Source organism: Streptomyces sp. NPDC048637 (assembly GCF_040650675.1).
Taxonomy (GTDB): domain Bacteria; phylum Actinomycetota; class Actinomycetes; order Streptomycetales; family Streptomycetaceae; genus Streptomyces.
This window is the reverse complement of record NZ_JBEZHQ010000013.1, coordinates 161109-179997: the sequence shown is the minus strand read 5'-3', so window position 1 is coordinate 179997 and position 18889 is coordinate 161109. Positions and strand designations below refer to the sequence as shown.

Sequence of the window (18889 nt, the reverse complement as noted above, 5' to 3'; positions counted from 1 at the left end):
GCGTTTCCGCCTTTCGGCTTCTTCGCGTTTCCAACCTTACCAGATCCGTTTCCGTCTCTGGCGCCCTGTTGGAGCGGGTCGGCCGTTTCGCTTTCGCTTTCCGGCCTTTCCGACTCTACCAGATCCGTTTCGGTCCGTTGCCGGTCCGAATTCGTTTCCGATTGCCCGTCGGAGGGGGTTCCGCCGTGGTGCGGCAATTTGCGTTGCCGCGCCTTTCGGCGTGATCACTACGTTAGCGGAATTCCTCGTTGACGCATAATCACGTCGCGGTCCGAATTTCGGCATGCCGAAATTGTTCCCGTTGAGGGGCCGTGCAGTAGTGGTGTGCCGCGAAGCGGCGGGATGGCTGCCGTCGGGCCTGTCGGCTCCGTGGCAACTCGAACAACTTACACGATCCTATGACTGCGGCACGACTCGGAGGTACGTCCACGGTGATCCGAGCTATGCCGGACCGCTAGCTTGCCGGAACACCTGGGCGCTGGGGCACCCGGAACCGGACCGCGGAACTACGTCGAACCACGACTTGCGGCACGCTCCATGGGGACGGCTGTGGGCGGTGCCCTGCCGGGCTTCCACGAAGCCAGACCGCAGGAACTGCACGGGGCGGATTGTGCGTTTTCCCCGACCCTCACGGTGCTCTTGGTGACATTCGGGGGCCCGCTCCCGGCTCCCTCCTGGTCTGGGCCACTGCCGGTCAGCTGTCTGATCAGGTGAAGCCACGGGTGCGGCGGCTCAGCCGAACAGCTGGGAACCGAGCGGATGTTGCCGGTCGAAACCAGGGAGGATCAGGAATGTCGCGCTGGCGGTTGTGGTGGTGAACTGCAGCAGTGCGTCGGAGGTGTCCATGTGGGTGAGGGTGGCGGTGAAGGTCCGCAGGTCGTTCTGGAAGCTGATGAAGAGCAGGCCGGGGGCGGGCTCGTCGGTGCTGTAGGAGCGGCGGAGCATGAGCCCGACCCCGACCACGGTGGCGTGCGCTCTGCGCACATGGGCGTCCGCGGGGACGAGATAGCGCCCGTCCGGTGTCTTGGCGCCGAGTTCCGGGCCCGAGGCAGCGGTGCCGCCGGAGAGGGGGACGCCGCTGGCCCGGCGCCGCCCGAAGGCTGCTTCCTGCTCGGCTACGGACAGGGCGGCGAACCGTGGCAGGTCGAGTTCCATGCGCCGCAGCACGGCAAGGGTGCCGCCGGCGACCGTCGGGGGCCCGGCCAGCCACAGGTCGCGTTGTTGTTCGGCGGTCGTGTGCGGGCCCACGATGCCGTCGATGAATCCGAGCGGGTTTCGTGGCGCGGTAAGGCCGTTGCCGACGGACACGTTCGTACCGCGGCGTGCGGACTGCCGCCAGCGTTCGCGGATGCGGTCGCCGGCCTGGTCCAAGAGAGCGGCGGCGACGACCGGTAAGAGCAGTGCGTCGCCGGCGCAGATCTGCAGCAGCAGGTCTCCGCCGCGTGCCCGTGGGGCGATCCGTTCGCGGGAGAATCGCGGGAGGTCGGTCGCACCGGGCAGCGAGGCACCGGCCGTGCGCACCAGCCGGGGACCCACGCCGACGGTCACGGTGAGGTCGCCCGGCGGCAAGCCAAGCAGCCGCGGGTCGGTCCCCGTGGTCAGTGTGCGGATGGCCTGGCCGAGTTCGGCCAGTAGCGGGCCGGGAGCCACGGCGGTGCAGAGGTCGGCCACCACGGCCAGCAGGTTGCCCTGGGCCGGCTGGGGAAGCGTGATGCCTGCCTGATACCGGCCCATCGCCGCAACCGGCGCCGGCGTGGCCGCTGGGGTAAGGGCGTGCCGGCCTGACTGGGCGGCGTCCGATGTGCACCCGGCGGCCAGACCGGCGGCCACCACGGCGCCGGTGACATCGAGGAACCTGCGGCGCGACGGATGGTGATCGGCTCGGTGCATGGTGTGCAGAGTGCCACAGCCGCATCGTACGTGCCGGTCAACCTCCCGATTCTGGCTTGGACTTGGGCGCGTCATGCCAGACTGGGATCATGCCTCGATTAGCTCTTCGCGTGGTGGCGGCGGTACTGGGCACGCTGGCGCTTGTGGTCGGCTGCAGCAGCGGCGATGGCGGATCGGGCAAGGGCCGGCGACCGGCCGGTGCAGAGGTGACGATCCGAGTGCCTGCCGATGCCCCGACGATCTCGGATGCGGTGTCGTTGGCCCGGCCCGGTGACCTGGTGCTGGTCGCACCGGGCGTGTACCACGAGTCGGTGAAGATCGGCACGGCGCGCATCACTCTTCGCGGTGCGTCCCGGGACAAGGTCGTCATCGACGGGCGGTTGCAGCAGCCGAACGGTGTCGTCGTCGCGGCGCCCGGGGTGGCCGTGGAGAACCTGACCGTGGAGAACAACACGCAGAACGGCGTGCTGGTCACCGGTTCGGCGAAGGCGGCCGCCGGGCTGCCGGGGCAAGGCGGCGGCTACGACACCGGCGATGAGCCCGTCACCTTCCTGAAGTCGTTCCTGGTCTCGTATGTGACCGCGACCCGCAACGGTCTGTACGGCATCTACGCGTTCTCCGCGCAGAACGGTGTCATCGAGCACTCGTACGCGTCGGGCAGCGCCGACTCGGGGATCTATGTCGGCCAGTGCAAGCCCTGCAACATCGTGGTGCGGGACAACGTCGCCGAACTCAACGCGGTCGGTTACGAAGGCACCAACGCCAGCGAGGACATGTACGTGGTCGGCAACCGCTTGGTCGGCAACCGGGTCGGACTCACCACCAACTCCGACCACCAGGAGAAACTGCTCCCGCAGAAGGGCTCCGTCATCGCGGGCAATCTGATCGCCGCCAACCAGCAGACGGCCACCCCGGAGCAGGCCGACGGCGGGTGGGGCACCGGCATCGGCATCGACGGCGGCAGCGACAACCGGTTCATCCGCAACCGCATCGCCGGCAACCGCAACGCCGGGCTGGTGATCACCGCGACCGCCGACCTACCTCCGGTCGGCAACCAGATCGTGGACAACACGTTCACCGGCAACGGCGTCGACGTCGGCTGGACGTTCCCCACCGCCACGCGGGGACGCGGCAACTGCCTGCGCGGCAACGATCTGCGCACCACCGTGCCCGCCCGGCTCGCGACGACTGCGGCCTGCCCGCTTCCGGCCGGGTCGTCCTCGCCGGCCAGCACGTGGGCGGCGCCGACGGTACCCGGTGGCATCCCGTTCACCGAGGTCGCGGCGCCTGCTCCGCAGCCGCAGTTCCCCGACGCCGCCACCGCGGGCGCCAGCGCTGTCCCGTCCGTCCCGGCCCTGCCGAAGACGGACGGCATCCAGCTGCCGCCGGCGTCCCTGCTCGCCGCGAACGCGCGGGTGCAGACGTCCTGAACAGCGGCTAACGGGTCGGGGTGGTTCCGGGTACCGGCTTGACCGGAACGTACTTGTGGGTGTCGAAACCGATGACTACCGGCTCCGGCTGCGAACCCACGCTGACGCGGACCCGGTACATGGTGCCGTCGGAGCCGATCCAGTAGCGCACGTTGCCCGCCGTACCGGAGCGGTCAGGGGAGGACGGTCCGGTCATGACGTCCCCCCAGTGCCCGTCCACCTGCTCCCGCCCCCACCAAGCAGCGCCGTTCTGCGGCAGCAGTTCGGCGTTGTCCGGCCGGTCGCCGCCGAGACCGAGCGCGATGGACAGGGAGGTGTCCAGCGCGCTGCCGGACGACAGCAGCGGACGGTCGTACCAGCCCGAACGGGGCGGCGAGGCGGGCGCCTGCGCCGGGGCGTCCGTCATCGGGCGGACGTGCACCGAGGTGGGCGTCCAGTGGATCAGCCCGTCGCTGGACTTGTCGCGCCCGGTGCCGTGCACCACGCCGTAACCGGCCTTGCGCCGATAGTCGACGGACCCGGTGACGGTCAGCCCGCCGGCCGTGCCCGGCACGGTGATCGTCACCGCGCGGCCCTGCGTCTGGTAGTTACGGAATCGCGTGATCGCCAGCCGGCTCGCCTCATCCGTCGTCAGCGGGCGCGGACCGCCGGCGCCGGAGCCGCCGTCGGCGACCAGGAACGCGGCCACCGCGATGGCCCCGATGCCGATGACGGCCGCGGCCCGGCGCGACCGCGGCCACCGGCGCCGGTCAGCCGGACGACCCGGTGGGGCTTGCCGGATTCTCACGCTCCGCACGCGGTTCGACGCTGACACTCTCCGATTCATCCTTTCGATCACCACACCGTCCGGCGCCGCGGGCTCGCGGCAGCGCTCGGCAGTCCGGTGGCAGACCACGCCAAGGCCGGCCCTCATGGACCGGCCGAGAGGTGATCTGCCCGTCCGCGCCGTCCGGATCGCGGACGGGCAGATCACCGTTGTGCGGTTCGTTCAGCGTTGCCGGGCGCGACGATTCCGGGTCACGAACACGATGACCAGGCCCGCACCCACCAGCAGACCGACGATGCCGATCATCTCCGCCAGCCCGGGCGTACCGGTGTTCGCCAGCGAACCCCCGCCTCCACCGGCCGGGGCCGGATGGTTGGCAGACGGCGCGGGCGACGGCGGCGTGGAGGCCGCGGGCGGCGTCGGAGCCGGTGTCGGTGTGGGAGTCGGTGTGGGTGTCGGGGTCGGTGTGGGAGTCGGGGTCGGTGTGGGAGTCGGGGTCGGGGTCGGCGTTTCCTTCGGGATGTACACCCCGGCGTCGATCGTGTGATCGACCCCGCCCGGCTTGTCCGGCGCCGTGACAGCCGCGTGGCCGTTGCACAACGGTCCGGTGGTCGGCGGGGTCACATTGGAGTCGTGCGCACGGTTGGCACCGGCCCGCGGGAGCGTGAACCTCAGCTCGCTCGCCGGGGGCTGCTCGGGCACCTGGCTGGTGTCCGCGGTGCACACATCGAACTGCACCGTGTACTTCGCGCCCGGCGTGAGCTCGTACGCGGCGCCGACACCACCGAAGTAGTACTCGCCGGCGGCATTGGTCCTGGTCGTGGCGACCTGTTTGCCGTCCGCGTCCAGCAGGTTGATCGTCGCCCCCGGCAGCAGCACGTGCCCCGGGTCCTGGATCCCGTTGTGGTCGCCGTCGAACCACACGACGTTGCCGATCTGGATCGGCGCGTTCGCCGCCGCGTACGCGATGTCACCGAGCCCGCCGGCCTTGCCGAACCCGCCTTGTGCCTGGCTGACGAACTGGAACCCGTTGGCGGTCGGGTTGTTGCCCGGGCCCTGACCGGTCGTGATGTCGTGGTAACCGGTCCCTGAGGTCGCGACGTTGACGACCGGGTCGAACTCCGTGCTGACGACCCACTGCTGCTGCGGGATATAGGCCACCGACCCCAGCGCGGTCTCCTGGTGCGCGTTGGCGTAAAAGTCGCCCGGGAAGTATTCGACGACACCGGCGGCCTGGCCGCCATTGTTGGCGGGGGTGGCGTGGTTGGGGCAGCTCCCGGTGCCTTCCCACTGGTATTCACCGGTGGGAGTGGCGCAGACCATGGTGATGTCACCACCGGACATGCCGTTTTCCGCCGTGTCGTTCCCCGGGCGGGGGTCCAGCCCTCCCCAACTGACCACGTCCATGAACCGGTCACGGAAACCCAGGATCATCGAGCCGTCGCGGGCGAAGGCGAGGGAGGCCAGCTCCGGCTGCGGATCGATGAAAACGCTGCCCGCCTTCCGGTCGTCCCACGTGTCCAGGCTGGTGTTCCACGGGTTCCAGTGGGTGGCCTTGTCGCCGGAACCGAAGACGCTGCCGCGTTCGTCCGTGAGCGGGTGGCTCAGCACCGTGGTGAACCGCTTGCCGTCGTAGGTGGAGACGAAGGCTTTCAGGTCCGCGCGCTGCTGCGTGCTCTCCGCGCTGCACACGCCGCCGACGTGCAGCGTGTTGTTGTGGATCTGGAGACCGGACGGCCGCCAGTCGTCGGGGCTCGCGCACCCCGGGTCCGGGATCGGGACCGTCGACTTGGGCGCCGCGGCGGTGGCCCCTGTCGCGTCGAAGCTCACCAGGCTGCGGGTCCGCAGGTTCACCGCGTACAGCGTGGAGCCGTCCTCCGACAGGGCCAGGCCACCGATGCTCTCCTTGCCCGGCGCGTCGGTGAACCCGGGATCCTTGATCATGTTGGCGGTGTCGTGCCGCGTCACCGCGGCGTCCGGCACCCGCGCGAACAGCTCCGGCGCACCCGAGCCGTTGACCGGCACCGTGTAGATCGCGCCCCCGCCCTGCGGCCCGTACGGGGCGTACCGGCGGGCGAACGCGCTCTGGAACAGCCGGGTCCGGTGCTTGTCGTACGCCACCCCGAACGTCGTGCCCACCTGGTCCTGCGTGGCCAGCGTGGTCGGGCACGCCACATCGGTGGGACACGTGCCCCGGGTCTTCGTCCCGAACGCCACCAACGCCCGGTTGTCGCTCCCGTTGGCGCCGTTGTGGATCGGCACGAAGTACCGCGAGTCCGGCAGCGTGTAGTCGGCCGGATCCCACACCCCCGTCACCACCGAGGCGTTCTTTTCGTCCGACACATCCACGAACGACGTGAAGCTGTCGAAGTGGTTCTCCGCCGTCGACGCAGGCGCCGCCCGCAGATAGCCGCTGTACGGTGCCGGGATGCTGACGTCGACGCGGTACTGGCCGCCGCTCAGCACGGTCGACTGCGCCACCACGACCTTTCCGGTGGCATCCGTGACGCCGGTGACAATGTGCCCAGCGGGGTCGGAGATCTCCACCTTCATGCCCCGCTGCGGCACGTCCATCGTCGCGTTGATCACGCCGGTGCCGAAGAAGTCGCGCAGCACCTCAACCGTCAGCGTGCCGTCGGCGGTCGAAGCGGCGGCCGGTCCAGCCGTCGCTCCCACGGCGCCGCCCGCCAGCAAAAGAACAGATAACGCGATGCGTGCCGGCGGCTCCACAAGCCTCCGGACTAACCGGCGCGAGTCTCTGCCGAGTCGGTTCATGGCATCACACTCCACACTTCTCTTGTCGTGAAATCGAAACGACCGCTGCTCGCTGACGTCCGCTTCCTGGCCCCAGGAGCGGAAGCCCGTCGCGAACGCCACGGAAAAGGAAAAGGGCGGCCCACTGCTACTGCGTGGACCGCCTTTTCATGATCTTTCAGCGATATTGTGGACGAGCCGTAAGTGCCACAGGCCAGAAAAAGCGAACATGCGTTCAGAACCCCGGGCAGCGCCGCCCTGCAGTGAGTGTTTTCGCAGATCAATCACGGTATCCCCGCCCCCACCGCCGACCTCGCCCACCTCGCCGACCGCCATCGCGAGCAGCGCGCGATATTCTATGCGCTGGAGTCTCGCCGCCACCAGCAGAACCCTGGAATCCATGGGGATCCTCTGGTAATCCCCAGGCGCCCAGAGAATGGCGACCGGAAGAATATGCGAATAACGAGGTGGTGGCTGAATCCGGTCCCGTTGAGTGCGTGACGCCCCGATGACGCGTCTGGGACATCACGCGAGGGCCTTGTGCCAGGAGATAGATCCAATCCCCTGGTGACACGGTGGTGCGGCCGTGTTGAGTGCACGAAGGCACGCCGCCACCAACGCGCCCGCCTGCCTTCGGTGGCAAGGAACAGAACAGGTGCCTTCCAAGCACTTGGCCGCAGGTTCGAGTCCTGCCGGGGCGCCGACGGATCGCCGTCGCAATCACGAAGACCCGGTCCTGTCGGACGAGGACTGGGCGGTCATCGCCCGCCGCATGGTCGCCGCCACGAGCATCGCCCCCGACGACGAGGCGGCATGCCGGTGGGGCCGTACGGCACGCCGACGACCACATCCACATCATCGCCACCCTCGTGCGCGACGATGGCCGCCGCCCCCGCCGCCCCAACGAAGCCCGCCGCGCCCAGACCGAGGCGCGCAGCATCGAAGCCGACTATGGGCTGCGCCGCGTCACCCCCGGCGACGGCACTGCCGCCAAGCGCCCCACCACTGCCGAGCGCCACAAGGCCGAACGCGGCCAGGAAGCTGCCTCGCGTGAGCTGCTGCGCGACCACGTCCGCCGCGCCCTGGCCGGCGCCGTGGACGAGACTGAGTTCTTCGACCGGCTCGCCGCCGAAGGCGTACGCATCAACAAGCGCATCGCGCCCCCGGAGACGCGCTCGGCTACAAGGTCGCCTTGGTCCGCGAGCGCAACAAGGCACGCGAGCCCATCTGGTTCTCCGGATCCGAGCTTGCACCAGACCTGCCTGGAGATCATGATCTTGACCGTCGTTGCGCTGCCCGCTGGCACTCCGCCCGAGGCCACACCCAGCAAGCCGAGGCCGCGCAGCGCGCCGCCGACCACCTGCGCGCCGCCTACCAGGCCACCGCCGCGGCACCGCTGGCCGCCATGCGCGCCTACGGTCAGCGCCTTCCCGACCCAGTCCGGTGGCACCACGTCACCACGATCCACAAAGCGCTCCCCCACCTCGCCGAACGCCTCGAGGCCGAGCCCGGCTGGGGTGCCCTGGCCGCCGTGCTCGGCCAGGCCGAACGCGCCGGCCACGACACCAGAACCCTGCTGGCCAAGGCCACTGCGCAACGCGAACTGGACAGCGCCGACTCGATCAGCGAAGTCCTCGTCTGGCGGTTGCAGCATCTCGGCTACGTCACCCCGCCTGCGTCCGCGCCCCGTCCCCAGCGTCCTCAGACCCCGCCCAATCCGGTCCCCGCCGCAGCCGTCATCGCCCACCAGGCGGAGAAACGGACCGGCGGGGTGATCACGGTCTCAGCACGGGAAGCAGACAGGGGCTTTGCAGCAGCATGGTGCTGTGCCGGTCATCATGTCTGGTTCCGGCCCCCGTTCATCGGCCAGTGATCGCTGTGCGGTAGACAGGGGTCGGTTGCCATACTGCCAACCGGGGGGATGACATTGAGCGGTTTCGAAGTTGATGCCGGCCAGATGATCCGAGCATCCATGGCGATGATGGACGTCATGAGGGGTGTCCGGGACACGGCTATCGGTCTCGCGGGTGAGTTGCAGGACCAGCGCGGGATGGCTGGAGACGATGATGCCGGCAGGGCGTTCGCCTCGGTGTACAAGTCGGCAGCTGGGACCACGCTCGACCAGATCGGCTTCGGCTCGTACATCATGGGGGCGACGGGTTCGGGCATCATGCAGTCCGCCCGGGAGTACATGGCGGCCGAAAGCCAGGTGAGTGCCGGGCTTCTCGGCAAGCAGGAAGACCTCTCGGCCAATATGGGAGACCCGGGAGCCGACTGTTCGTCCCGTTTCATCGGACTGGGCGAGGAGTTGCCCGACGCCGTCGGTGACACCGCCTGGTACGACCAGTACGCGCCGGGCGGCGGCGATCTTTACCGCGGCTCTGCGCAGAAGGCGCGGGATGTCGCCGGGTCCTGGCGGCATGCTGGAAAGCTCATGGAGCGGTTCTATGGGGAAGCCCAGGTTTGCGCTTCGACCGCTCGACGCCATCACACCGGAGCCGCGGCCGATACGTTCCAGGACTACTTCAAGCGGTGCATCGGCACAGGCACCCCGCCCTCACAGGCGCATGGTGACGAGCCTCTGATGGCCAACCTTGTCGGCGCATGTACCCAGTTGGCCAATGCCTGCGACAGCTATGCCGACCACATCGAAACCGCGCTGGCTGCCATCGATGTTCACAAGGCCGACTTCTTCCGTCTCGACCTTCCGTGGGAGCAGCCGATGCTGGGCGGCAACGGCTTCGACGGCGGTCTCCACGATGCGGTCCGCGGCGATCCCCGCATACGTCAGCTCGGCGACATCGCGCACAGCCTGGACTCCTCGCAAGCACGGATCAGGCTGCCCGGCGGGGACACGGTGCCCCGTCCACCGCTGATGCCGGGCGGGGGCATCAGGGTGCCCGTACCGATCATGCTCGCCTCCACGGCACCAACCCTGGTGCCTATGGGACAAGCGGTTGACCCGGGCCTCGCACACAGTGACCCGTTGCCGCCCAACCACCCCAACCTGCTCTCCCCAGCTGATCAAGCCGCGTTCCGGACCTGGCGGAACTCGCTCCCCGCTCACGGCTTTGCCGGTGGTGGTGACGCCAGCAAGCCGGAGAACGCCTATCAGAAGCGGGTGGCCGGCTACCCCGAACGAGAAGTGCCGCTCCCCGCCGGAGCGCCTGGATCGTCCAAACGAGGGCTGAGCGTCGACGGGATGCGGCCTGCGGACGGCTACGCCGTGGAGGCCAAGTACGTGCGGGAGCCCGGATGCCGGAACACCTTCCGGCGTCTGAGCGAAGTGGACAAGACGCTGGGCACGCCGGTCCAGCTCAAGCAGGACGGGACGACCGTCAAGTTCGACCCGCGCCGGGACGGCATGTTCCCGGCAGACGAGCGGGAACTCACGCGCTACCACGCGGCTATGTCGGACCCGCGAAACGCCAAGATCAAGGGGTTCGAGATCATCACCAATGACAAGGAAGGCTCCGCGTACTGGCAGAGCATGATGGCCATGACCGGCGTAAAGGGCACAACCCGCTACGAACCCTGAGACTACGGACTCCCCCATGACTGACAACGAAGACCGCGCGACCCTCCTCTTCTACCCGCCGGTGGACAATGCGAACTCGTGGCACATGACCTTCGAAGGGTTCGAAGAGGCTCTCAAGCGCCAGTTTCCCGATGCCGTCACGCAGATGATGCCCACGATGTTCCGGGGCGGGACCTACCTGGACTTCGAGGTGACAGTGGGGCCGGGAGCCGACGTCCAGGGCATGGCCACCCTCCCCGTCGAGGAGTGCGGCTGCATCACGCTTATCGGTGTCTCGCCAGGCGAGGCAGCTCCTCTCGCGAAGTGGCTGCGCGATGAGTTCAGTCCCTCCCCCGAACTCATCCGGTTCAGCAGCGAGGGGGCGATGGAAATCGGTGACGAGACCCACTGGGAACTGCCGGCCGCTGGAAGTCAGGAAGAGATCGAGGAGGATCTCCGGGCGCATATCGCCTACATCGAAAGCGCCTGAATCGGCCAAGGCAAGACTGCCACCCAGCTCGACCTGCGGCCAGCTCGCTTCGTAGGCGGCGTCAAGGTAGGCCAAGCGACGGCGGCCCGGACTGTCGGGTGCTCCGGGGGCGGTCGCGTTGATCAGCGGAGCCCCAGATCGAACGGGGTGGTGACGCAGCGAAATCCCGTGTCGTTGTCGCTCATCGTCTCGAACGCGTCATTGAAGGAAGCCGGGTCGGCCAGGGCGAACGGGCTGGTGAACGCACTGCCCTTGAGAGCTCGGCGACCGGCTTTCGGCCGCAATACTTCGCGGAGGTCTGGCGCCCCGAGGAGCCGTCCCTCGTGATCCCCATCGCCACTAAGGGCAACCACAGCAACGCGGCCATCTTGGCCGGACAGTTGGCGTCCGCATCGGCACACGCCGAGGCCGTGCACATCGGGGCGTGGAACGAGACCCCGAGCCTGCTGTTTAGCACGGAGCTGCCCGCAGGCGGCACCCTGACCGTCCACGCGCTGCAGGCAGCGGGCCGTGACGGCCTGCTTGCCGTCCCCTCTGGCGGGAGCAGGGCCGACCTGGACTCCGATCCGGTGCAGGAGAACCCCTTTCCGGGAATCCAGCCGCCCCGGGACGGGGGCATGGCCCGCGAGCCCGTGCCCGGCTGCCACGTGACCCCCGAGTACTTCGGGTGGTTCCAACAAGTCCTCGGGCATACGGCGGCGGCCGGGCTCACGGCCTTCACCGGCTCCGGCCAGGGCACCGCCCGCTACCTCACCGAGCGGCAGGGCAACGACCGCTTCGACGATTTCGAACACGCCGCTGTGGGCAGCGTCCAGGACATCAGCCACCGGCTCCTCGGACGCGCCTACGCCGGCACCGACCACGTGTTCCGGCTGAACGGACCTCGCGTCGAAGCCTTCTCCGGTATGGATGAACAGCTCTTCGAACTCCTCATGGCAGGGAAGGCCGAGGAGTACCGCGTCCGCGTACACGCGGCCCGACACGCCCGTCCCAAGCTCGCCTGGGACAAGAAGTGGGATGGCCCCGTCTCCGTCCATGCCGACGGGTCCGTCCTCGCCATCCGCCTGCTGCCTGGTCAGCGAGTGAAGCGCAGCTAGCGGACCGTCCCGAAAAGGCCGGAAGGTCAAGCGCGGGACCTGCGAGAACCGCCGAAGACGCAGGTCACGGACTCTATCCCGCAGATCACACCAAGTGCCTACTAAGCACTTGGCCGCAGGTTCGAGTCCTGCCGGGGCCTCGAACCTGCGGCCACCACATACGTGGTTCCCCGACCGCCAGCCATGCGGCGCCAGGGGCCCGCACCGCAGCCTGCGTGCGGCGCCCGTGGGCAACGGGCACCATCCGCACCCTCACCCCGGCTCCTACCACCCCGCAGCGCCCGTCCACGACGAAATCCGCAGCCGGATGCGTCCCCATCCAACTGAACCGTCAGCCGCATCCAGCAGCGGTGCGGATAACCAGGGATTACGAAAGGTGACGAAGCGTCAGAAGATCCAGCACGGATCCGGCAACGGGCACGGCAACGGGGCCGACCCCATCTGACCTGCATATCTGGCGGATCGCTACGTCGATGCCACGGCGGCGACTCAACGTTGAACCGGAACACCGACGCCTCGGCTACGACCTGCGGAAACCGCTCATCGGAAGGCGCAATCCAGCAGCGATCCAGCGTGCGGCCGCCACCGCGTCAGCCCCGTGCAGCCCGAGCAGTGGTGAGCGGGCACAGCAGCGGGAATACCCGGGCACGGTGCGTAGCGACCGCATTGGGGCCGATTGGCGCCCGGCGTCGCAGAACCTCGTCGCTACCAGTCCCCCGACGACGACACCGAGCTCGCGAAGGGCCTCGTCCCCCGGCAAGGCCGCCGCCGACACCACCCCGGGCGCGAACACAGGCGGCTGCGTCGGATCAGAGGCGCTCTCCCTGCCCCGCCTACGGAGGCGGGCACCGTCCCCCCGCGCACGCACAAAACCCGCAGCTCAGGCGCCCTTAGCCGCCTTCTCCAGCACCACGACGCACTCCACATGATGCGTCATCGGAAACAAATCAAACGCCCGCATCCGCCGCGGAACATACCCCGCCTCCGCGAAGTACTTGAGGTCGCGGGCCAGGGCCGCCGGGTCGCACGCGACGTAGGCGATGCGGCGGGGGGTGAGGGAGGCGAGGTGGGTGACGGTGGTTTTGCCGGCGCCGGCGCGGGGTGGGTCGAGGACGATGAGGTCGACGTCGGTGATGCCGGTGCGGGGCAGGATCTGGTCGACCTTGCCGTGTTCGATGCGGACGCGGTCGAGGTCCTGGAGGTTGTGGCGGGCGTCCTCGACGGCGCGCTTGCCGGATTCGATGCCGAGGACCGCGCCCTTGTCGCCGACGCGTTCGGCGAGGGCGCCGGCGAAGAGGCCGACGCCGCAGTACAGGTCGAGGGCCATGTCGCCCTTCTTGGGCATCAGGCCCTGCATGACGGCCTCGACCAGGAGGTCGGCGGCCTTCGGGTGGACCTGCCAGAAGCCGCCGTTGCCGACCCGCCAGGTGCGGTCGGCGGCCCGTTCGCGGACGAAGGGGCGGCCGTGGACGCGGTGCACGCCGCCGTCCTTCTCCCCGACCCTCATGACCGAGACCGGCTTGTCGAGTTCGACGATGGGGAGGCGGCCGCCGGGGCGGGGGGTGAGGATGACCTGGCGGTCGTGGGAGCCGGTGGCGGCGATCGCCTCGACGGTGGCGATCTGCGGCCATTCGCGCTGCTCGATGCCGAGTTCGGAGACACCGGGGGCGGCGATCATGCAGTGGTCCACCGGCTCGATGTCGTGGGAGCGGTGCTTGCGCAGGCCCGCGTGGCCGTCGGCGTCCACCGCGTACTGGACGCGGGTGCGCCAGGCCGGTACCTCGCCCTTGGCGACCTTGTCGCCGGGGGCGGGCTCGACGGTGCCGTCCCAGCCCGCCTCGTCGGGCGAGAGGCCGGCCAGCCGGGCCAGCTGTTCGGCAATGACCGAGGACTTCAGGCGGCGCTGGGCGCCGGGGGCGGCATGCTGCCAGTCGCAGCCGCCGCAGCGGCCGGGGCCGGAGAAGGGGCAGGGGGCCTCGACCCTGTCCTTGGAGGCCTCCAGGATCGAGACGGCGTCGGTGCGCAGGAAGCGGGCGCCCTCCTCGCCGTCGGTGACGCGGGCGATGACGCGCTCGCCGGGCAGGGCGTGCCGTACGAAGAGGACCTGGCCCTCGTCGGTGCGGGCGATGCAGTGACCACCGTGGGCCACCGGGCCGACCTCGACCTCGTACTCCTCGCCGACCAGCGACTTCTTGGGTTCTGCCTGCATGGCGGGAGGGCTCCTGAGGTGGGTGGTGAGCGGGGACCGGGGCCGGCCTCCGGAGGGAGGCCAGCCGTCAATTCTACGTCCCGTGGGCCGTGCCCCGGCCCGTGCGCGGACGACCGCCGCCGGGGCACGGAAGACAGCCCGCGCTACTTCTTGGTGGCGGCCTTTTCCTTCTTCGGCTGGGCGACCGGGCCGCGGCGGACCGCACCGGGAGCGTTCCACTCGGCGCGCTTGCGGGCGCGCTTCTTGGCGGCCTCGGAGGAGTCCAGCTGCCAGGGCACGGAGGTGACCATGACGCCGGGGGTGAAGAGGAGGCGTCCCTTGAGGCGCAGTGCGGACTGGTTGTGCAGCAGGTGCTCGTACCAGTGGCCGACGACGTACTCGGGGATGTAGACGGAGACGGCGTCGCGCGGGCTCTCCCGGCGCAGCGACTTCACGTAGTCGATGATCGGCCGGGTGATCTCGCGGTACGGGGAGGCCAGGACCTTCAGCGGCACCTCGATGCCGCGGCGTTCCCACTCCTCCCGCAGGGCCTTGGTGTCGGCCTGGTCCACGTCCACGCTGACCGCCTCGAGGCTGTCGGAGCGCATCAGCTTGGCGTAGTTCAGGGCGCGCAGGGTGGGCTTGTGCACCTTGGAGACCAGGACGAGGGAGTGCACCCGGGAGGGGCGGACCACGTCGTCGTCGGGGGTGTCCTCGGCGGCGATCTCGTCGGCGACCCGGTCGTAGTGGCGGCGGATCGCGGACATCGTCACGAAGAAGATGACCATGCCGAGCAGGGCGACCCAGGCGCCGTGGGTGAACTTCGTCAGGAGGACGACCACGAGCACCAGGCCGGTGAAGAAGGCACCGAAGGCGTTGATGGCGCGCGAGCGGTGCATACGGCGGCGCTTGGCCGGGTCCTTCTCGGTGACCAGATGGCGGTTCCAGTGACGGACCATGCCGATCTGGCTGAGCGTGAAGGAGACGAAGACGCCGACGATGTAGAGCTGGATGAGGCGGGTGGAGTCCGCGCCGTAGAGGTAGACGAGGATCGCGGCGGCGCCGGCCAGCAGGACGATGCCGTTGGAGAACGCCAGGCGGTCGCCGCGGGTGTGCAGCTGGCGCGGCAGATAGCGGTCCTGGGCGAGGATCGAGCCGAGCAGCGGGAAGCCGTTGTAGGCGGTGTTGGCAGCCAGGAACAGCACCAGCGCGGTGGCGGCGGCGAGCACGACGAAGAGGAAGCTGCCCTTACCGAAGACCGCCTCGGCCACCTGCGAGATGACCGGGTTCTGGGTGTAGCCGGCGCCGACCGGCGTGCCGTGGTCGAGCAGGTCCTTGGCGGGGGTCTCGGCCATCCGCACGTGGGTGGCCATGGCCAGGCCGATGATGCCGCAGAACATGGTGACGGCCAGGCCGCCCATGAGGGCCAGGGTGGTCGCGGCGTTCTTGGACTTCGGCTTGCGGAAGGCCGGCACACCGTTGGAGATCGCCTCGACGCCGGTGAGCGCGGCACAGCCGGAGGAGAAGGCGCGCAGCATCAGGAAGATCAGGGCGAAGCCGGCCAGGCCGCCCTGTTCGGCGTGGATGGTGAAGTCGGCGGTGGGGGCCTTCATGGTGTCGCCCATGACGACGCCGCGGATCACACCCCAGATGATCATGATGAAGACGCCGGCCACGAAGACATAGGTCGGGATCGCGAAGAGCTTGCCCGATTCCTTGACGCCGCGCAGGTTCATCAGCGTCAGCAGCACGATGATGGCGATCGCGCACAGGGTCTTGTGCTCGACGACGAACGGGATCGCGGAGCCCAGGTTCTCCACTCCGGAGGAGATGGAGACCGCGACGGTCAGCACATAGTCGACGAGCAGGGCGCTGGCGACGGTGAGACCGGCCTTGGGGCCGAGGTTGGTGTTGGCCACCTCGTAGTCGCCGCCGCCGCTCGGGTAGGCGTGCACGTTCTGCCGGTACGACGCGACGACGGTGAACATCAGCACCACGACCGCGACCGCGATCCATGGGCTGAAGCTGTACGCAGACACACCCGCGACGGACAGGACGAGCAGTACCTCGCCCGGCGCATAGGCCACGGAGGACAGCGGGTCGGAGGCGAAGACGGGGAGTGCGATGCGCTTGGGAAGCAGGGTTTCCCCGAGCTTGTCGCTGCGCAGTGCGCGCCCGATCAAGATCCGTTTGGGCACGTCGGTCAGTTTGGACACGCAGAGGATGCTAAGCCTTCGTCAAGGTCCGCGCCCACCCGCTCCCCGCACGGTCTGCGGCGAGGAGGAGCAGAGCGGGGCGGCCGGGGCGCGTCGCGCCTGCTGAGGGGCGCACCACAGGCCACGCCTCCACAGAATCCGCACGTCACGCGCACGTCACGCCCCCGTCAGGGCGTCGTGAGGGCGCCTTCGTGGCATTCGTCACGGGAAGGCCGGTGTCGTCACAGGGTGCGACCTTGGGGTCACAGTGAGGTGGTTCGGCGGTCGGGGGCGGGGAGCGGGGGCGGCGTCGTGGCGGGGCGCGCGGTGGGCGCCCCGGCGTTGTCCGGCAGGTGGGTCCCGTCGCTCCCGCCCCGGCCGCCCCTGCCGGGCGCAGTCACGCCTGCCGGGCCCCGCTCGGCCGGGCCGCGGCCGCCGGCAGGTTCCGGGCGTGCAGATCGCCCAGCCCCTGCCGGGTGGCGGCCAGCAGCACCCGGTCCTGCGGCCGCAGGACATAGCCGTCGCCGAGCTCGTGCACCAGCTGGGCCGGCTTGCGCTCCTCGTCCGGCGGTGGCGCGGCTGCGGCGGTACCCGCGGCGTCCGGCTCCGGGTCGTCGGGTGCGGAGGTGTCGACCGCCAGCACCCGCAGCCGCCCCGGCCGCAGCACCTCGGCGACCGTACGGCCCTCCAGCGCGGCATGGCCCCGTACCTCGACCCGGGCGATCAGCAGGACCCGGCGCTCGACCGGAATGGCCCCGAGGATCTGCCGCCCCATCATCGCGCCGGCGAAGGCGGGCGCGGCCAGGTACGTGACGCTCCGGCTGCGGGTCAGCGCCCGTGGATGCGCGGCGCGCAGGGTGCGGTAGACGGCGGTGGCGAACCGGTCGTCGAACAGCCGCAGCGTCACCCGCAGCCGGGGACTGACCGAGCGGGCGTAGAGGGCGGCCTCCAGATTGGTGGTGTCCTCGCTGGTCAGGGCGAGCAGGGTGGCCGCCCGCTCGATCATCGCGGCTTCCAGGACGCCTTCCTGGGTGACGTCCCCCAGGACGGTCGGCACCCGCAGCCGGCGGGCCAGGGCGATGCCCCGGGCCTCCGGGTCCCCCTCGATACACACCACGGGGATGCCCATTTCATGCAGCCGCGCCAGGACCCGGGTGCCGACCTTGCCGAGGCCCAGCAGCACCACATGGCCCGACAGCCCGCGCGGCGGACGGCGCAGCGCCGAGGCGCTGCGGAAGGTGCCGAGCCCCTCGAACGCCGCCGCGACCAGCACCGGCAGCAGCAACAGCCCGGTCAGCCCGGACAGCAGCTGCAGCACCTTGCGCGGCGCCGGAGCGTTGATCGCCGGCTCGTTGATCGCGAAGAGGTCCAGCAGCGAGAGGTAGACGGCGTGCACCGGATCCTCGCCCATGGTCAGGGAGGACGCGACGGCCAGCGCCAGGACCGCACCGACGACCCCGGCCAGGGACCAGCGCAGCCGCCGGGAGAAGAGGGACGCGAGCGGTGCGCCCCGGCCACGGAGCCAGCGGCGCCGTACCGGCCGGCCCGTATAGGAGACGGTTTCCAGGACGACGGTGCCGCAGCCGACGGCGGCCGCGGTCGCGGCATCGTCCGGCAGGAGTACGGGCCCCTCGTCACCGGCCGCCGAACCGGGCGCATCCGCCGGGTCGTTGGCAGACGCGGAGAGCAGCGCCAGGGTGCACAACCCGGGGTCGCCGGGCCGGCCGGGCGGCACCGGCGTACGCTCCACCGCCCGCAGCAGCAGCCCGTCCGCCTCGATGACCCTGCTGGTACCGGCGACCGCGGCGCCCGCCAGCGCGGGGGCCACGGTGTCGGCGTCGGACAGCACGGTCGTGGACGCGTCGGCGCCTCCCGTGTCCCCGCCGTCCTCGGAGCCCAGGGCGGCGACCGCCGCCGCCTGGTCGAGCAACTCCTCCAGATGCTGGCCGAGTTTGCGGTTGTAGAGCCGGATGACCAGCCGCAGCCGGGGGTTGAGCCGCCGGGCGCGCAGCGCGGCATGGATGTTGAGCTCATCGTCGTCGTAGACCAGCGCCAGCGCGCCCGCCCCGGCGATACCGGCCTCGCTCAGCGCCGCATCGTCCGGCTGCGCCGACTCCAGGATCCGTAACGTCTCCTCCGGTGGCTCCGCACCGTCCCCGAACGCCTCGGACGCCGACGGACGCACCATTGCCGCCGACACCCGGCCCAGCAGCGCGCCGGCCCGGCCCAGCGCGCGGGCCGGCGGCGGAATACGGGGGCGGTGCGGCTCCCGGGCGGAGGGGACGACGAGCGTCACCCGTTCGCCGTAGACGTCCCGGAGTTCGGCAGCCAGGCGATGGGCCAGCGCATCGTCGCCGCAGACCACCATGTGCGAGGTGGAGGAGCCCTGTTGGGGCTGGAGAGGCAGGTTGGGCACACCTCGTAGCGTGCCTTACGGGCCGGGCACGGCGCAGCCCGGCACGGGATGCCGTCGCAGCGGGGCTGCGAACCCGCTGGGGACCGCGGCCCACCGCGCCCCCTACCGGAACCGCCATTACGGCTACGGTTGTACCGGACCACGGT

The 18889-nt window shown here is 69.9% G+C and carries 11 protein-coding genes, 1 tRNA gene and 1 pseudogene; 6 read left to right on the top strand and 7 right to left on the bottom strand.

The window, feature by feature from the left end; all coding sequences use genetic code 11:
• Positions 1-732: 732 nt before the first annotated feature.
• On the bottom strand, positions 733-1890 hold the full coding sequence (locus AB0C46_RS19115) for a Dyp-type peroxidase (RefSeq protein ID WP_362828978.1): 1158 nt from the start codon (positions 1888-1890) through the stop codon (positions 733-735).
• An 89-nt stretch (positions 1891-1979) separates the two neighbouring features.
• On the opposite strand from AB0C46_RS19115, the gene AB0C46_RS19110 reads away from it, so the two are divergent.
• Complete coding sequence (locus tag AB0C46_RS19110; protein WP_362828977.1) at positions 1980-3320, top strand: right-handed parallel beta-helix repeat-containing protein; 1341 nt, start codon at positions 1980-1982, stop codon at positions 3318-3320.
• A 7-nt stretch (positions 3321-3327) separates the two neighbouring features.
• Here AB0C46_RS19110 and AB0C46_RS19105 read toward each other — a convergent pair whose 3' ends face one another.
• The 3 genes from AB0C46_RS19105 to AB0C46_RS19095 all read right to left on the bottom strand — a co-directional run bounded on the left by AB0C46_RS19105 (position 3328) and on the right by AB0C46_RS19095 (position 7242).
• Positions 3328-4008, bottom strand: coding sequence for a hypothetical protein (locus AB0C46_RS19105; RefSeq protein ID WP_362828992.1), 681 nt, complete (start codon positions 4006-4008; stop codon positions 3328-3330).
• A 300-nt stretch (positions 4009-4308) separates the two neighbouring features.
• The gene (locus AB0C46_RS19100; protein ID WP_362828976.1) at positions 4309-6762 is read right to left on the bottom strand and encodes an SdrD B-like domain-containing protein; all 2454 of its coding nucleotides are present in this window, start codon (positions 6760-6762) and stop codon (positions 4309-4311) included.
• Positions 6763-7008: 246 nt separating this feature from the next.
• The gene (locus tag AB0C46_RS19095; protein WP_362828975.1) at positions 7009-7242 is read right to left on the bottom strand and encodes a hypothetical protein; all 234 of its coding nucleotides are present in this window, start codon (positions 7240-7242) and stop codon (positions 7009-7011) included.
• Positions 7243-7459: 217 nt separating this feature from the next.
• On the opposite strand from AB0C46_RS19095, the gene AB0C46_RS19090 reads away from it, so the two are divergent.
• The 5 genes and pseudogenes from AB0C46_RS19090 (at position 7460) to AB0C46_RS19070 (ending at position 11944) form a co-directional block, all read left to right on the top strand.
• Positions 7460-7542: transfer RNA gene (locus AB0C46_RS19090), tRNA-Gly, on the top strand.
• Positions 7543-7564: 22 nt separating this feature from the next.
• A pseudogene (locus AB0C46_RS19085) lies at positions 7565-8491 on the top strand (relaxase/mobilization nuclease domain-containing protein); the annotation flags it as partial.
• A gap of 276 nt (positions 8492-8767) precedes the next feature.
• Entirely contained in the window at positions 8768-10378 is a 1611-nt protein-coding gene (locus AB0C46_RS19080) for a restriction endonuclease fold toxin-2 domain-containing protein (protein ID WP_362828974.1), read from the top strand.
• A gap of 16 nt (positions 10379-10394) precedes the next feature.
• Entirely contained in the window at positions 10395-10847 is a 453-nt protein-coding gene (locus AB0C46_RS19075) for a hypothetical protein (RefSeq protein ID WP_362828972.1), read from the top strand.
• Between the two features lie 323 nt (positions 10848-11170).
• Positions 11171-11944 carry a hypothetical protein gene (locus AB0C46_RS19070; RefSeq protein ID WP_362828971.1) on the top strand — a complete coding sequence of 258 codons (774 nt, stop codon included), beginning with the start codon at positions 11171-11173 and terminating at the stop codon, positions 11942-11944.
• An 880-nt stretch (positions 11945-12824) separates the two neighbouring features.
• Here the strand turns inward: AB0C46_RS19070 and AB0C46_RS19065 are convergent.
• The 3 genes from AB0C46_RS19065 to AB0C46_RS19055 form a co-directional block, all read right to left on the bottom strand.
• Positions 12825-14153: a TRAM domain-containing protein gene (locus tag AB0C46_RS19065; protein ID WP_362828970.1), complete on the bottom strand. Its 1329-nt coding sequence runs from the start codon at positions 14151-14153 to the stop codon at positions 12825-12827.
• 143 nt (positions 14154-14296) lie between these two features.
• Positions 14297-16348 carry an APC family permease gene (locus AB0C46_RS19060; RefSeq protein WP_362828969.1) on the bottom strand — a complete coding sequence of 684 codons (2052 nt, stop codon included), beginning with the start codon at positions 16346-16348 and terminating at the stop codon, positions 14297-14299.
• A 376-nt stretch (positions 16349-16724) separates the two neighbouring features.
• On the bottom strand, positions 16725-18695 hold the full coding sequence (locus tag AB0C46_RS19055; RefSeq protein WP_362828991.1) for an NAD(P)-binding protein: 1971 nt from the start codon (positions 18693-18695) through the stop codon (positions 16725-16727).
• Between the last annotated feature and the right edge of the window lie 194 nt (positions 18696-18889).

Bases quoted from the DNA above. Each gene is read 5' to 3' on its own strand.
- AB0C46_RS19115 (WP_362828978.1), bottom strand. From the start codon at position 1,890: ATGCACCGAGCCGATCACCATCCGTCGCGCCGCAGGTTCCTCGATGTC.
- AB0C46_RS19110 (WP_362828977.1), top strand. From the start codon at position 1,980: ATGCCTCGATTAGCTCTTCGCGTGGTGGCGGCGGTACTGGGCACGCTG.
- AB0C46_RS19095 (WP_362828975.1), bottom strand. From the start codon at position 7,242: ATGGATTCCAGGGTTCTGCTGGTGGCGGCGAGACTCCAGCGCATAGAA.
- AB0C46_RS19075 (WP_362828972.1), top strand. From the start codon at position 10,395: ATGACTGACAACGAAGACCGCGCGACCCTCCTCTTCTACCCGCCGGTG.
- AB0C46_RS19065 (WP_362828970.1), bottom strand. From the start codon at position 14,153: ATGCAGGCAGAACCCAAGAAGTCGCTGGTCGGCGAGGAGTACGAGGTC.
- AB0C46_RS19055 (WP_362828991.1), bottom strand. From the start codon at position 18,695: ATGGTGGTCTGCGGCGACGATGCGCTGGCCCATCGCCTGGCTGCCGAA.